The 14,607-nt window shown below is 67.3% G+C and carries 15 protein-coding genes; 5 read left to right on the top strand and 10 right to left on the bottom strand.

Going from position 1 to position 14,607, the window contains the following annotated elements:
• Nucleotide 1 precedes the first annotated feature (1 nt).
• Nucleotides 2-514 carry a hypothetical protein gene (locus tag WS46_RS04535; protein WP_156443074.1) on the top strand — a complete coding sequence of 171 codons (513 nt, stop codon included), beginning with the start codon at nucleotides 2-4 and terminating at the stop codon, nucleotides 512-514.
• Between the two features lie 53 nt (nucleotides 515-567).
• Here WS46_RS04535 and WS46_RS04530 read toward each other — a convergent pair whose 3' ends face one another.
• The 5 genes from WS46_RS04530 to WS46_RS04510 form a co-directional block, all read right to left on the bottom strand.
• A complete protein-coding gene (locus tag WS46_RS04530) occupies nucleotides 568-1,020 on the bottom strand; it encodes a VOC family protein (RefSeq protein ID WP_059527353.1) in 453 nt (150 codons plus the stop codon).
• A gap of 246 nt (nucleotides 1,021-1,266) precedes the next feature.
• Nucleotides 1,267-2,220, bottom strand: a complete 954-nt coding sequence (gene tal, locus WS46_RS04525) for a transaldolase (protein ID WP_059689424.1) — start codon at nucleotides 2,218-2,220, stop codon at nucleotides 1,267-1,269.
• Nucleotides 2,221-2,388: 168 nt separating this feature from the next.
• Nucleotides 2,389-3,600 carry a benzoate/H(+) symporter BenE family transporter gene (locus WS46_RS04520; protein WP_059689423.1) on the bottom strand — a complete coding sequence of 404 codons (1,212 nt, stop codon included), beginning with the start codon at nucleotides 3,598-3,600 and terminating at the stop codon, nucleotides 2,389-2,391.
• A gap of 56 nt (nucleotides 3,601-3,656) precedes the next feature.
• Complete coding sequence (locus WS46_RS04515) at nucleotides 3,657-4,832, bottom strand: VWA domain-containing protein (RefSeq protein WP_059527344.1); 1,176 nt, start codon at nucleotides 4,830-4,832, stop codon at nucleotides 3,657-3,659.
• Between the two features lie 21 nt (nucleotides 4,833-4,853).
• Complete coding sequence (locus WS46_RS04510; protein ID WP_059527339.1) at nucleotides 4,854-5,696, bottom strand: MoxR family ATPase; 843 nt, start codon at nucleotides 5,694-5,696, stop codon at nucleotides 4,854-4,856.
• 244 nt (nucleotides 5,697-5,940) lie between these two features.
• Between WS46_RS04510 and WS46_RS04505 the strand changes: the two genes are divergently transcribed.
• Both WS46_RS04505 and WS46_RS04500 read left to right on the top strand, forming a co-directional pair.
• Nucleotides 5,941-6,300, top strand: a complete 360-nt coding sequence (locus WS46_RS04505; protein WP_011885616.1) for a cytochrome c — start codon at nucleotides 5,941-5,943, stop codon at nucleotides 6,298-6,300.
• A gap of 40 nt (nucleotides 6,301-6,340) precedes the next feature.
• On the top strand, nucleotides 6,341-6,700 hold the full coding sequence (locus WS46_RS04500; protein ID WP_011885615.1) for a cytochrome c: 360 nt from the start codon (nucleotides 6,341-6,343) through the stop codon (nucleotides 6,698-6,700).
• A gap of 72 nt (nucleotides 6,701-6,772) precedes the next feature.
• Here WS46_RS04500 and WS46_RS04495 read toward each other — a convergent pair whose 3' ends face one another.
• Nucleotides 6,773-7,240, bottom strand: a complete 468-nt coding sequence (locus tag WS46_RS04495; protein ID WP_373557189.1) for a DUF1841 family protein — start codon at nucleotides 7,238-7,240, stop codon at nucleotides 6,773-6,775.
• 201 nt (nucleotides 7,241-7,441) lie between these two features.
• On the opposite strand from WS46_RS04495, the gene WS46_RS04490 reads away from it, so the two are divergent.
• Nucleotides 7,442-8,371 (top strand): DMT family transporter, encoded by a 930-nt coding sequence (locus WS46_RS04490; RefSeq protein WP_059689422.1) that lies wholly within the window; start codon nucleotides 7,442-7,444, stop codon nucleotides 8,369-8,371.
• Nucleotides 8,372-8,480: 109 nt separating this feature from the next.
• Here WS46_RS04490 and nth read toward each other — a convergent pair whose 3' ends face one another.
• Both nth and rsxB read right to left on the bottom strand, forming a co-directional pair.
• Nucleotides 8,481-9,125, bottom strand: a complete 645-nt coding sequence (gene nth, locus WS46_RS04485; RefSeq protein ID WP_006754450.1) for an endonuclease III — start codon at nucleotides 9,123-9,125, stop codon at nucleotides 8,481-8,483.
• On the bottom strand, nucleotides 9,122-10,117 hold the full coding sequence (gene rsxB / locus WS46_RS04480) for an electron transport complex subunit RsxB (protein ID WP_059689421.1): 996 nt from the start codon (nucleotides 10,115-10,117) through the stop codon (nucleotides 9,122-9,124). The genes nth and rsxB overlap by 4 nt, the downstream gene beginning before the upstream one ends.
• 156 nt (nucleotides 10,118-10,273) lie before the next feature.
• Here rsxB and WS46_RS04475 point away from each other — a divergent pair, with 156 nt between their 5' ends.
• The gene (locus WS46_RS04475; RefSeq protein WP_059527327.1) at nucleotides 10,274-10,906 is read left to right on the top strand and encodes a TetR family transcriptional regulator; all 633 of its coding nucleotides are present in this window, start codon (nucleotides 10,274-10,276) and stop codon (nucleotides 10,904-10,906) included.
• Nucleotides 10,907-10,987: 81 nt separating this feature from the next.
• Here WS46_RS04475 and WS46_RS04470 read toward each other — a convergent pair whose 3' ends face one another.
• Nucleotides 10,988-12,475, bottom strand: a complete 1,488-nt coding sequence (locus WS46_RS04470; protein ID WP_059689420.1) for a polyhydroxyalkanoate depolymerase — start codon at nucleotides 12,473-12,475, stop codon at nucleotides 10,988-10,990.
• Between the two features lie 211 nt (nucleotides 12,476-12,686).
• On the bottom strand, nucleotides 12,687-14,516 hold the full coding sequence (locus WS46_RS04465; protein ID WP_059527320.1) for a glycoside hydrolase family 15 protein: 1,830 nt from the start codon (nucleotides 14,514-14,516) through the stop codon (nucleotides 12,687-12,689).
• Nucleotides 14,517-14,607: the final 91 nt, after the last annotated feature.

Genomic DNA, 14,607 nt, shown 5'->3' with positions numbered 1-14,607 from the left:
GATGAAAACGATCTTGCCGGCCGCGATGCTGTGCGCGATGCTCGCCGGCTGCATTTCAGTCTACGGTCCTGGACAGCGGTACGCGGCGCGCGATGCGCCGTCGGAGCAGCAGGATACGTCCGACCGTGCGCACGGCGTCGACGATGCGTCGGGCATCGTGATCGGCAATCGCAAGTACGACGAAGTATGGACGGCTGTCGCGCAGTTCTATGCGGACCACAAGCTTGCCGTGCGCGTCAGCGATCGCGACGCGGGCCTTCTGGCCGCCGCCTATGCCGATTATCCGAACGCGGGCAATTTCCTGGATTGCTCCGCGCTGAAGCAGACGTCGAACGTGACGCATACGCTGAAGGTCGTGACGCGCATCGACGACGCCACGCAAGGCGTGACCGTGTCGATCGACGTCGCGGGCACGGCCAGCGTGGTCGCGGCCGGCAAGCAGAAGAGCGCGCGCGTCGCGTGCCATTCGAACGGCACGCTGGAGCGGGCGCTGGCGGAAGTGCTGCGCAAGTAGCGAGGCCGCCCGGATCCCGGCGCTTGCGTGGCGGTCCGGGCGGCGCGGGTGCGTTACTGTCCCGCGCGTTTCGCGAGATCCTCGCGTTGCGAGAGGTCTTCGACGTTGACCATCCAGTGCACGCCGAAACGATCTTTCGCCATCCCGAAGCCGAGCGCCCAGAACGTCTTGCCGAACGGCATCGTCACCTCGCCGCCGTCGGCGAGCGCATTGAACAGCTTCTGACCTTCCTCGACCGTCGCCGGGTTCAGCGACAGCGAATAACCCGAATGCGTGCCGCCCGGCTGGCTGCAGTCGCCGTCCGAGCACATGATCATCGAGTCGCCGATCGTGAAGCTCGCATGCATCACCTTGTCGCTCATCTCCGGCGACATCGGGTAGTCGGGATTCGGCGGCGCGTCCTTGAAGTGCATCTTGAACATCGTCTTCGCGCCGAGCGCCTTTTCGTAGAACTGAAGGGCCTCTTCCGCGCGGCCGTAGAACGTCAGATACGGTTGGACTTGCATCGTTGTCTCCTGTTGACCGGGCCGGCGTGTCGGTGCCGGCACGGGTACTTCCAAGATTGACCGGGAAGAGCACGCCGGGATGCGGCCGGCGCACTCGTGACGTGGATTGTAGTGCGCGCGCTTGACGATGGAATGAAAAATAAAAACGGCCGCGAACACGCAGTTCGCGGCCGTTTGCCACGCTTGCTGACGGCTGTTGTCAGGCTTGCTGACAGTTCAACTGACAGCCGTCACGCGCAACGCGGTTCAGCGCAGCGCATCGATCAGCTTCTCGAGCTTCACCGCGTCGGCGGCGAACACGCGGATGCCCTCGGCCAGTTTTTCCGTTGCCATTGCTTCGTCGTTCAACTGGAAGCGGAACGATGCCTCGTCGATGGCGACGCGCTCGGTCGGCTTGTCCAGCAGCGCGTCCGGCGACAGCTTGCGTGCCACCGTGTCGTTGCTGTCCTGCAGCTTCTGCAGCAAATCGGGGCTGATCGTCAGCAGGTCGCAGCCCGCGAGCTCGGTGATCTGGCTCGTCGTGCGGAAGCTCGCGCCCATCACTTCGGTGTTGTAGCCGAACGTCTTGTAGTACGTGTAGATGCGTCGCACCGACTGCACGCCCGGATCGTTCGCACCGCCGTTCTTCGCTTCATCCCAGTCGGCGCCGGCCTGCTTCTTGTACCAGTCGTAGATGCGGCCGACGAACGGCGAAATCAGTTGCGCGCCGGCTTCCGCGCATGCGGCGGCCTGGACCAGCGAGAAAAGCAGGGTCATGTTGCACTTGATCCCTTCCTTCTGCAGCACCTCGGCCGCGCGAATGCCTTCCCACGTCGACGCGAGCTTGATCAGGATGCGTTCGCGGCCGATGCCGGCGGCTTCGTACAGCTTGATGAGCTCGCGGCCCTTGTCGATCGAACGCTGCGTGTCGAACGACAGGCGTGCATCGACCTCGGTCGACACGCGGCCCGGGATCAGTTTCAGGATCTCGGTGCCGAATGCGATCAGCAGGCGGTCGATGATGAAATCGGTGCTTTCGTCGCGGTGATCGCGGACGGTTTTCTCGAGGATCGGCTTGTATGCGTCCTTCTGGACGGCCTTCAGGATCAGCGACGGGTTCGTGGTCGCGTCCTGCGGCTTGTATTGCGCAAGCTGCTGGAAATCGCCCGTGTCGGCGACGACGGTCGTGTACTGCTTCAGCTGGTCGAGTGCGGTAGTCATGGCGATTCGGGAGGAGGGCGCAAGGCGCCGGGGTTCTCACGGGCCGCGCGAGCGCGGCAGCGAAGCGAGGCGGCGCCGGGCGCCGCCTCCGGTCCACTATTCTAGGCCCGAATCGCGTCGCGCACGTTTCGGCGTGCCGTTTGCGGTGCGGGCCCGCGCCATGCGGCGCTATGCGGGGCGCCGCGCGTTCAGGATCACCTGCGTGACGATCCCCGCGACGAGCCCCCAGAACGCCGAGCCGATCGACAGCAGCGTGAGGCCCGACGCGGTGACCATGAACGTGACGAGCGCTGCTTCGCGCTGCTTCACGTCCTGCATCGCGTTCGCGAGCCCGCTCATGATCGAGCCGAACAGCGCGAGCGCGGCGACCGACACGACGAGCGCCTTCGGCAGCGCCGCGAACAGCGCGGCGATGGTTGCGCCGAAGATCCCGGCGATCAGGTAGAACGTGCCGCACCACACGGCGGCCGTGTAGCGCTTCGCGTGATCCTCGTGCGCTTCGGGGCCCGTGCAGATCGCGGCGGTGATCGCCGCGAGGTTCACGCCGTGCGAGCCGAACGGCGCGAGCAGCAGCGACGCGAGGCCGGTGGTCGCGATCAGCGGCGACGACGGCGTCGAATAGCCGTCCGCGCGCAGCACCGCAATGCCGGGCACGTTCTGTGACGCCATCGCGACCACGAACAGCGGAATGCCGATGCTGACGATCGATGCGATCGAGAACGCGGGCATCGTGAACACGGGCTGCGCGAGCGCGATATGGAAGCGGCTGAAGTCGAGCAGCCCGAGGCCGCCGGCCACGGCGGTGCCGACGATCAGCGTCGTGACGATCGCGTAGCGCGGCGCGAGCCGCTTGACGATCAGGTAGGTGAAGAACATCGCGAGCACGAGCGCGGTCTGGAACTGCGCGGCGCGGAAAATCTCGATGCCGATCTCGAACAGGATGCCGGCGAGCAAGGCGGCCGCGATGCCGGCCGGAATGCGCCGCATCAGCGTGTCGAACAGCCCGCTCACGCCGATCGCGGTCAGCAACAGCGCGCACACGACGAACGCGCCGATCGCCTCGGCGTACGGCACGCCGGGCAGCGACGCGATCAGCAGCGCAGCGCCGGGCGTCGACCAGGCGACCACGACGGGCGCGCGAAAGCGCAGCGACAGGCCGATCGTCGTCAGCGCCATGCCGATCGACAGCGCCCAGATCCATGACGAGATCTGCGCGTCGGTCAGGTGCGCGGCGCGGCCGGCCTGGAACATCAGCACGAGCGAGCTCGTGTAGCCCGTCATCATCGCGACGAAGCCGGCGACGAGCGTCGAGACGGACGTATCGGCGAAAAAGCGGCGGCCGCCGGCGCGGCCAGCGCTCGCGGTGGGCGAAGGGTTCATGCTATCTCCGGGGGAGGCCGCCTGGACGCGGCCTTAGTGTCTGCAGGGCGGGTTCGTTATTTGCTGAGTGCGCGCATCGCGGTTTCGAGGCCCGCGAGCGTGAGCGGATACATGCGCTGACCGAGCAGATCGCGGATCACCGCGACCGATTGCCGGTACTCCCATAGCCGCTCGGGCTCGGGGTTCAGCCAGGCATGGTGGGGGAACTGGTCCGCGAGGCGGCGCAGCCAGACGGCGCCGGCTTCCGGGTTGTTGTATTCGACCGAGCCGCCGGGCTGAAGCACCTCGTACGGGCTCATCGTCGCGTCGCCGACGAAGATCAGCTTGTAATCGGGCGTGAACTTGTGCAGCACGTCCCACGTCGCGGTGCGCTCCGAGTGGCGGCGGCGGTTGTTCTTCCACAGGTGGTCGTACACGCAGTTGTGGAAGTAGTAGAACTCCAGGTGCTTGAATTCGGCCTTCGCGGCCGAGAACAGCTCTTCGGTGCGCTTGATGTGATCGTCCATCGAGCCGCCGACGTCGAGCAGCATCAGCACCTTCACGTTGTTGTGGCGCTCGGGCACCATCCGCAAGTCGAGCCAGCCGGCGTTCGCGGCCGTGCTGCGGATCGTGCCGGGCAGGTCGAGTTCCTCGGCCGCGCCTTCGCGCGCGAAGCGGCGCAGGCGCCGCAACGCGACCTTGATGTTGCGCGTGCCGATCTCGACCGAATCGTCGTAGTCGCGGTAGGCGCGCGCCTCCCACACCTTGACCGCGGTGCGGTTGCCGTTCGACGGGCCGCCGATGCGCACGCCTTCGGGGTTGTAGCCGCCGTGCCCGAACGGCGACGTGCCGCCGGTGCCGATCCACTTGTTGCCGCCTTCGTGGCGTTCCTTCTGCTCGTCGAGCAGTTCCTTCAGGCGCTCCATCAACTTGTCGAGGCCGCCCATCGCTTCGATCTGCGCCTTTTCCTCCGGCGACAGCTCGCGCTCGAGACGCTTCTCGAGCCAGTCGAGCGGAATGTCGAACGCTTCGGATGGCAACGCGGACACGCCATGGAAATACGCGCCGAACGCCTGGTCGAACTTGTCGAAGTACTGCTCGTCCTTGACGAGCGTCATCCGTGCGAGGAAGTAGAACGCGTCGATCGACGGCGAGATCAGCCCGGCCTTCAGCGATTCGAGCAGCGTCAGGTATTCCTTCACCGAGACGGGCAGCTTGGCTGCGCGCAGCGCGTAGAAGAAATTGAGCAGCATGGCCGGGCCTTCGCGGGTGGGTTACCGGTTGTGCCGGTTCATGTAGACGAGCCGCTCGAGCAGGCTCAGATCCTGCTCGTTCTTCAGCAGCGCGCCCGCGAGCGGCGGCACGATCTGCTTCGCGTCGGCGCCGCGCAGCGCGTCGGCCGGGATGTTCTCGGCGAGCAGCAGCTTCAGCCAGTCGAGCAGTTCGGACGTCGACGGCTTCTTCTTCAGCCCCGACACGGCGCGCAACTCGAAGAAGCTCTCGAGCGCCGCGCGCAGTAGCTCCTCGCGGATGTGCGGGAAGTGGACCGCGACGATCTGCTGCATCGTCGACGGATCGGGAAACTGGATGTAGTGGAAGAAGCAGCGGCGCAGGAACGCGTCGGGCAGTTCCTTCTCGTTGTTCGACGTGATGATCACGAGCGGGCGGTGCTTCGCGCGTACCGTCTCGCGCGTCTCGTACACGTGGAATTCCATCCGGTCGAGCTCGCGCAGCAGGTCGTTCGGGAATTCGATGTCGGCCTTGTCGATCTCGTCGATCAGCAGCACGCTCGGGTGCTCGGCGTCGAACGCCTGCCACAGCACGCCCTTCACGATGTAGTTCGAGATGTCCTTCACGCGCTCGTCGCCGAGCTGCGAGTCGCGCAGCCGCGATACCGCGTCGTATTCGTACAGGCCCTGCTGCGCCTTCGTCGTCGACTTGATGTGCCACTGCAACAGCGGCATGTCGAGCGCGGCCGCCACTTCCTCGGCGAGCATGGTCTTGCCGGTGCCGGGCTCGCCCTTGATCAGCAGCGGCCGTTGCAGCGTCAGCGCGGCGTTGACCGCGAGCTTCAGGTCGTCGGTGGCGACGTAGTGCGAGGATCCTTCGAAACGCATGGCGGCGCTCTTTCCTGGTCGCAAAAAAACCCAGTATAAGTCAGAAGGGCTGTCCGGTTGGCCCGGGGCCGCGTATCGTTGCGGGGCTGCGGCGGGGCGGGCCGGGGCGCCGTATGGACGCATTCCCCGCCGACGCGGTACAATCTGGCCGTTTTTTTTGGCCTGCGTGGCGACCGACAAGCAAAACGGCGCGGGCCGTTGCCGCTTCGGCGCCAGTTTCCCCTCAAGCTAGGTTACAAGAGCTATGAACAAATTCGTCGGCAAACACGTCGTTGTCGCAGCGCTCGTGGCGCTCGCGGGCAGCGCGCAGGCGGCCGGTGTGGTCGGCAACCCGAAGGACGGGGCGAGCAAGGCCGCCATGTGCATCGGTTGCCACGGCATCCAGGATTACCGCGCGGCATACCCGGAGGTCTACCGGGTGCCGGTCCTCGGCGGCCAGAACCAGCAATACCTCGAGAACGCGCTGAAGGCCTACCGCAAGAAGGATCGTCATTTCCCGTCGATGAACGCGATCGCCGGTTCGCTGACGGACCAGGACATCGCGGATCTGGCGGCCTACTACGCCGCCCAGAAGGCCGACACGAAGGACAATCCCTACAAGTAAAGCGCGCGCCGCCGATCTGACCGGCGGGACAGGAGCATTCATGAACAACGCATTCAAGACGGCGGCGGTTGCACTGGCGGCCGGCCTCGCGATCGGTACCGCGCATGCGGCGGACACCACGAAGGGCAAGGAGCTGGTCGAGTCGCACAACTGCGCGGCCTGCCACGGCGCGCAGCTGAACAAGCCGATCAACGCGGAATATCCGCGCCTCGCGGGCCAGCACGCCGACTATCTCGTGTGGGCGATGCGCCAGTACCAGATGGGGCTGACGAACCCGCTGCTCGGTCGCAACAACGCGATCATGCAGGCGCAGGTGCAGAACCTGTCGGTCAGCGACATGAAGGACATTGCCGCCTACATCGAGTCGCTGAAAGAGACCGATCTCGTCTTCAAGAAGTAAGCGCGCCGGACCTCGCCGGTCCGTGCAGCCAGCATACCCCGCCGCGGCGGGGTATTTTTTTGTCCGCGGCGCTCAGTCGCGCGACGCGCGGCGCAGGATGCGCTGCAGGTACGCGTCGGTATCGGGCGGCGTGCCGGTGCGTTGCGCTTCCCAGATCGTCTCGCCGAGGCATTCCATGATCATGTGCTGCGCCTCGTGGGTCGAATCGAGCTTCGCGGCCAGCTTGTCGTGCGCGGCGCGGATGCCGGGCGGCTGATCGATCGACAATTGCTCGCTGATCGCGAGGTGCATCGACAGGTGCAGGAACGGGTTCGTGCGGCCTTCCTCGGGCGTGTAGTTGCGCGCGGCGGCGCTGTCGGCGTCCGCGAGGTCGTCGTGGTATTCGGGATGCTCGACGATCCAGTCGGCCGCCATCGCTTCCAGCGGCGTCAGGATCTCGCCGGCGCGCTGCTTGCGCCAGGTCTCGGTGAAAAAGCGACGGACTTCGTCGCGACTCGGATTGAACATGGTGGGGACGCGTCGTGATTCGGGCGGCGTCATGCCGCGTCGCGCATTGTACGCCGGGTCGGCGCACGGCGCTGGCGGCGGGCGGGGGGCGCCCGTGGCGCGGCGCGGCGACGTCGATTGGCGTCGGCCGGCGCGGGCTGCTGCGCGGCGCAACAGGTAAGCGAGGGCTAGGCTGCCGGCCAGCGGGCCGCTACACTCCGACGATTCCCGTCGTCGCACTTGCCCACTTACATCATGTCCGCCACCGTCCGCTCATCGTCCGCCGCGCTGCAGGGCGCGCTCTACGTCGCGCTGTCCGCCGCCGCATTCGGCGCGATGGCGATCTTCGGCCGCTATGCGTATGCGGCCGGCGTCGACGTGCTCGGGCTGCTGATCGTGCGTTTCGCGATCGGCGGCGCGGTTCTGGCCGCGATCGCCCGGCACCGCCGCGTCGCATGGCCGCGCGGCCGCGCGCTCGCGCCGCTCGTGGCGATGGGTGCACTTGGCTACGTCGGGCAGTCGTTTTGCTATTTCAGCGCGCTCCAGCATGCGCAGGCGAGCCTCGTCGCGCTGCTGCTGTACCTGTATCCGGCCTTCGTCACGCTGTTGGCCGCGTGGTGGCTCGGCGAGCGCCTGACGCGCGCGAAGGCGATCGCGCTCGTGCTTTGTGTCGCGGGCTCCGCGCTGATGGTCGGCGGCGGCCACGGCGAGCCGCTCGGCATCGCGCTCGCACTGGCCGCCGCGGTGATCTATTCGCTGTACATCGTCGGCGGCACGAAGGCAACGCGCGGCGTCGATCCGCTCGCGACCACCGCGATCATCTGCCTGTCGGCGACCGCGACGCTCGTCGCGATCGCGGTCGTGCGGACCGCGGCGTTCGGCGCGCCGCCGCGCTGGCCGGCGACGGCCGCCGGCTGGGCGTCGATGCTCGCGATCGCGCTGGTGTCGACGGTCGCCGCGATGCTCGCGTTCTTCGCCGGGCTCGAGCGGCTGGGGGCTGCGCGCACGTCGATGCTGTCGACGCTCGAGCCGGTCGTGACGGTCGCGCTCGCGGCGCTGCTGTTCGGCGAGGCGCTGTCGCCGTTGCAGTGGGCCGGCGGCGTCGCGATCCTCGCGGCCGTGCTGGCGCTCGTGCGTGCGGGCGGCGCGGCGGCCGACGACGCGACGGCGACGTCCAACGCATAAGCAGCGGAAACGGTGAAAGTCGTGGGCGCCGCACCGGCGCTTGCGGGTCGTGCCGCGGGCCGCGCACGGCCAGGCCGGCCGCGTGAGGCGCGTCGGCCGCCGCCGGCGCTCACTCGTTCGGCGGTGGTGTCTTCGGCCGGAATTCGCACAGCGGCTCGATCGCGCAGTGCCAGCATTCGGGCTTGCGGGCCTTGCACACGTAGCGACCGTGCAGAATCAGCCAGTGATGCGCGTCCTGCAGGAATTCCTTCGGCGTGAACTTCTCGAGCGCGGCCTCGACGGCCCGTACGTCCTTGCCCGGCGCGAGCCCCGTGCGGTTCGCGACGCGGAAGATATGTGTGTCGACCGCGATCGTCGGCTGGCCGAACGCGGTGTTCAGCACGACGTTCGCGGTCTTGCGACCGACGCCCGGCAGGCTCTCGAGCGCTTCGCGATCAGCCGGCACCTCGCCGTCGTAGCGCTCGAGCAGGATGTTGCACGCCGCGATCACGTTCTTCGCCTTGGTGCGGTACAGGCCGATCGTCTTGATGTAGTCGGCGACGCCTTCTTCACCGAGCGCGACGATTTGTCGCGGGGTGTTCGCGACCGGGAACATCTTGCGCATCGCCTTGTTGACCGACACGTCGGTCGCCTGCGCGGACAGCATCACCGCGATCAGCAACTCGAACGGCGTCGTGTATTCGAGCTCGGTGGTCGGATGCGGATTGAGGCTCTGCAGCGTTTCGTAGATCGCGCGTCGTTTGGTGGCGTTCATGGACGGTTCTTGTCGGGCGGCGCGGTCGGGTCGCTTTGGTCGTCGTTGTTCGGAACGTCGCGGTCGTCGCGCGCAGCCGCAGCTTCGGCGTCGCGCTGCGCCTGCTGTTCGGCGAGCCGCTTGCGGCGGGCTTCGGCCGCGTCGATCTGCGCCTGCACGGCCGCGCTCACGCCTTCGGTGTTCTTCGGCGCGGCGCCTTGTTCGGACAGTTCTTCCTTCTTCTTGCGGGCGCGTTCGAGCGCGGCGGCGATGATCGCGCGTTTCTTCGCGTCGGCGTCGTCGGCCGGGGCGGCGCCCGGCGTGCCAGCCGGCGCCGCGGCCGGCGCCGCCTTGGCCGCACCGGCACTGGCCGCGCGGCGGGCGGCGGCGCGCGCTTCGGCGGCCTCGCGTTCGCGGCGCTGGCGGGCGAGCCGGCGGTCGTGGCGTTCGCGCGCGGCGTCCGCCTGTTCCTGCGACCACGCGTCCCAGCCGGTGCGCTCGTCGGTCACGGGGACCATCGCGATGCAGTCGACCGGGCAAGGCGGCACGCACAGGTCGCAGCCCGTGCACAGAGATTCGACGATCGTGTGCATCTGTTTCGGCGCGCCGATGATCGCATCGACCGGGCATGCCTGCATGCACAGCGTGCAGCCGATGCACAGGCTTTCGTCGATGAACGCGACGGCGCGCGGATGCTCGGTGCCGTTGACGGGGTTCAGCGGGATCACCGGCTTGCCGAGCAGGCGCGCGAGGCGCGCGATGCCTTCGGCGCCGCCGGGCGGGCACTGGTTGTAGTTTGCGTCGCCGGCGGCGATCGCGTCGGCGTACGGACGGCAGCCGTCATAGCCGCACTTCGTGCATTGCGTCTGGGGAAGCAGATCTTCGATGCGATCCGCGAGGGTCTTGGAATCGGTCACGGTGACAACGGGCGCAGCAGCGCCGAATGGCTCTCGGCCGCGTCTGGCGCGGCCGGAAAGGTTTGCCAAACCTCGATTATCGCCGATTTCCCGCATTGCGCTGGACGCTGTCTGTGCGCATAATCGAACCGCTTTTTTGCAGGGGCTCAGCAGGAGGGCGGCCGCACGCGGCGCGCTCGTTCCAGGGCAGCCGGCGCCGAGGCGGTGGGGGTGCCGGTCCGGATCACGCGGCTCACATAGCAAAACGCCACCATGAATCAGCCAAAAATCAAAAGAGATCCTGAAGGTACCCGCCGCCGCATCCTGATGGCGGCAGCCGAAGAGTTCGCGAGTGGAGGGCTGTTCGGCGCGCGCGTCGACCAGATCGCGCGCCGGGCCGAAACCAACGAGCGCATGCTCTATTACTATTTCGGCAGCAAGGAGCAGCTGTTTACGGCCGTGCTCGAACACGCGTTCTCCGCGCTGACCGAGGCCGAGCGCGTGCTCGATCTCGACGGCGTCGCGCCCGTCGAGGCCGTCACGCGGCTCGCGCACTTCGTGTGGGATTACTACCGCGATCATCCGGAGCTGCTGCGGCTCATCAACAACGAGAACCTGCACGAGGCGCGCTACCTGCACAAGTCGACGCGAATCCGCGAGATGATGTCGCCGATCGTCGCGAAGCTCGGCAACGTGCTGATGCGCGGCCAGAAGGCCGGGCTGTTCCGCAGCGACGTCGATCCGCTGCGCTTCTACGTGACGCTGTCGGGGCTCGGCTACTACATCGTGTCGAACCGTTTCACGCTCGCCGCGACACTCGGCCGCGACTTCAGCCAAGCCGACGAGCGCGCGGAGATGGTCAGGATGAACACCGAGGTGCTGCTCGCGTATCTGTTGCGCCGATGAGCGGCCCACCCGTGGCCGCCGGATAAAAAAACGCCGCCGTGCGCAAGCAACGGCGGCGTTTTTGCGTCGGAACGCGGCGCGTCAGGCGGCCTTGCGCGCGCGAACGGTTTTGGCGCGCGTGGCGCCCGCGCGTTTCGCGGCCGGTGCGGCCTTCGCGGTTGCCGTCTTGGCGGGCGCAACCGTCACGGCCGGCGCCTTCGCGCGCGCGCGCTTCGCGGCAGTCGCTCGCGCCGTCGCTTCGGGCTGCGGCTTGACGGCCGGCACGGCGGCGAGTGTAGTCGCGGCCGGTGCTTCGGCGGGCGCCTTGGTCGCGCCGTTCTTCGGTTCCGGCGCATGCTCGCGGATGAAATCGCGCAGCTGCGGGTAAATGATCGTGCGCCAGCGGCGGCCCGAGAAGATCCCGTAGTGACCGCATTTCTCGGCGGTCAGGCTGCGGCGATCGTCCTGCGGGATGCCCGTGCACAGCTCGTGCGCGACGTGCGTCTGGCCGCTGCCCGAGATGTCGTCGAGTTCGCCCTCGATCGTCATCAGCGCAGTGTGCTTGATGTCCTGCGGACGCACGCGCTCGCCTTCGACATCCCACGTGCCTTCCGCGAGCCGGAATTCCTGGAACACGACGCGGATCGTCTCGAGATAGTACTCGGCCGCCATGTCGAGCACCGCGTTGTACTCGTCGTAGAAGCGGCGGTGCGCCTCGGCGTCGTCCTCGTCGCCGCGCAGCAGGCTCTGGTAGAAGTCCCAGTGCGATTGCGCGTGACGTTCCGGATTCATCGCGACGAAGCCCGTGTGCTGCAGGAAGCCCGGATACACGTGGCGGCCTTCGCCCGGATAGTTCGCGGGCACCGTGTGGATCACGTTGTTCTCGAACCACGCGGTCGAGTGCTGCGTCGCGAGCGAGTTCACCGACGTCGGGCTGCGGCGCGCGTCGATCGGGCCGCCCATCATCGTCATCGTGAGCGGCGTGTCCTCGCCGCGGCTCGCCATCAGCGAGATCGCCGCGAGCACCGGCACGGTCGGCTGGCACACGGAAATCACGTGCAGGTTGCGCGCGCCGATGTGGCGGATGAATTCCTGGATGTACGCGATGTAGTCGTGCAGGTGGAACGGGCCGACCTCGACCGGCACCATCCGCGCGTCGATCCAGTCGGTGATGTACACCTTGTGATCCTGCAGCAGCGTGCGCACGGTGTCGCGCAGCAGCGTCGAGTGGTGGCCCGACAGCGGCGCGCAGACCAGCACGACCGGCTCGTCCTTCAACTGCGTGACGGCATCGGCGTCGTCCGAATAGCGTTTGAAGCGCAGCAGCCGGCAGAACGGCTTTTCGATGATCGTCTGCTCGACGATCGGGATGTTGTGGCCGTCCTTGACGATCTGATGAATGTTGAATTCGGGCTTCTCGTAATCCTTGCCGAGCCGGTACATCAGCTCGTACGCGGCGGCCATCCGCGTCGCGCCGGGCATCAGCGAGAACGGGCTGGACGGATTGGCGAACGACTTGGATGCGGCCTGGGCCCAGGCCGTGAGCGGGCTCAACATCGCCCGCTGGAATTCGTGCAGTTGGTAAAGCATGCAGACTACTCCCGCGTGGGGGACGGTGCGCAAGGGCGGCGTGGGGCGTCGCGGCGTGCCGTGTGGGTCAGCGACCGGCCATGGTGCAGTGCGGCCGGACAATCGAATCGATCATATCGGACAACGATGGGTGTTGCAATGCAACATTTCCCCGATTTTTCATCAAACTTTTGCGAATTGACGATCTCTGAAGAAGCCGCTCCGGCCCCGGTCAGCGCCCCGTCGCCACGGCCGGCGCCGGCTGGCCGGCCGCGCGCGCCATGGCGTCTTCGTGGTGCATCAGGTTCATAGCAGTATGCACCAGCGCCACGTGCGAGAAAGCCTGCGGGAAGTTGCCGACGAGCCGGCCCTCGACCGGATCGTATTCCTCGGCGAGCAGCCCGAGGTCGTTGGACAGCGCGAGCAGCCGGCTGAAGAGCCGGTGCGCGTCGTCGATCCGGCCGAGCAGCGCGTAGTTGTCGACCAGCCAGAAACTGCACGCGAGAAACGTGCCTTCGCCGGGCGGCAGGCCGTCGTCGTACTCCGTCGTTCGGTAGCGCATCACGAGCCCGTCGTGCAGCAATTCCCGCTCGATCGCGTCGACCGTGCCGACGATGCGCGGGTCTTCCGGCGGCAGGAAGCCGAGCAGCGGCATCAGCAGCACGCTCGCGTCGAGCTCGTCGCTGCCGTAGCTCTGCGCAAACGCCCGTTTGCCTTCATGCCATGCGTTGTCGCAGACGTCGGCGTGGATCCGGTCGCGCAGCGCGCGCCAGCGGTCGAGCGACGCGGGCAGCCGGAACATTTCCGCCGACTTGATCGCACGGTCGAACGCAACCCACGCCATCACCTTCGAGAACGTGAAATGGCGGCGGCCGCCGCGCGTTTCCCAGATCCCCTCGTCGGGTTCCTGCCAGATCTTCTCGAGATGATCGAGCAGCGAACACTGGACGGACCACACCGTGTCGTCGGCCTGCAGCCCGCCCACGCGCGCGAGGTGCAGCGCGGCCATCACTTCGCCGAACACGTCGAGCTGGAGCTGGTTCGCGGCACCGTTGCCGACGCGCACCGGTTTCGAATCCTGGTAGCCGGGCAGCCAGTCGAGCTCCATTTCCGGCAGCCGGCGCTCGCCCGCGATCCCGTACATGATCTGGATTTGCTCGGGCGAGCCGGCCATCACGCGGCCGAGCCACGTACGCCAGGCGCGCGCCTCGTCGTAGTAGCCGCCGCGCATCAGCGCGAGCAGCGTGATCGTCGCGTCGCGCAGCCAGCAGTAGCGGTAGTCCCAGTTGCGGTTGCCGCCGATCTTCTCGGGCAGCGACGTGGTGGGCGCCGCGACGATCCCGCCGGTCGGTTCGTACGCGAGCGCCTTCAGCGTGATCAGCGAGCGGCGCACGGCGGCCGCGTAGCGACCCTGCACCTGGCAGCGGCCCGACCATTCGAGCCAGTAGTTCTCGGTGCGGGCGAGCATCGACAGCGGATCGCGCGCAGGCGGCAGCCGCAGGTGCGACGCCGCGTAGCTGAGCGAAAACGGCACGCGTTCATCGGCGCTCACCGTGAATTCCGCGAGCGTATGGAGGTTCTTGCCGGTGAGCGGCACCGGCGTGCGCAGCACGACGGTATCCGGGCCGGCGATCGCCTTCATGCCGTCCTCGCGGGTCAGTTGCGTGACCCACGGGATCGAGAAACCGTAGTCGAAGCGCAACACCAGTTCCATGCGCATCTTCATCGTGCCGTGGCGGCCGACGACGATCCGCACCAGTTCGGACCAGCCGTTGCCGGGCGGCATGAAGTCGATCACGGTGACGGCGCCGTCGGCGCTTTCATAGTCGGTCTCGAGGATCAGCGTGTCGCCGCGATAGCGGCGCGTCGTGTGCGTGATCGCGGCGTCGTCGGCCGGCGCGAGCAGCCAGCGGCCGTGCTCGGGCGTGCCGACCAGCGCCGCGAAACAGGCGCCCGAATCGAAGCGGGGCCAGCACAGCCAGTCGACGGAGCCGTCTTTCGAGATCAGCGCGGCGGTGTGGCCGTCGCCGACGAGGGCGTAGTCTTCGATCAGGGCGGGCATGGGCAAGCGGTCCTTGGGTATTCGAGTTCACTATGCAGGCGGAGGCGCCCTGGCTTCACGTGCCGGCGTCGCGCCCCGTATACTCGGCCGG

It is taken from the genome of Burkholderia sp. RF4-BP95 (genome assembly GCF_001521985.1).
Lineage (GTDB): Bacteria > Pseudomonadota > Gammaproteobacteria > Burkholderiales > Burkholderiaceae > Burkholderia > Burkholderia diffusa.
The sequence above is the reverse complement of the archived record's forward strand: the minus strand, read 5'-3'. Positions and strand labels throughout refer to the sequence as shown.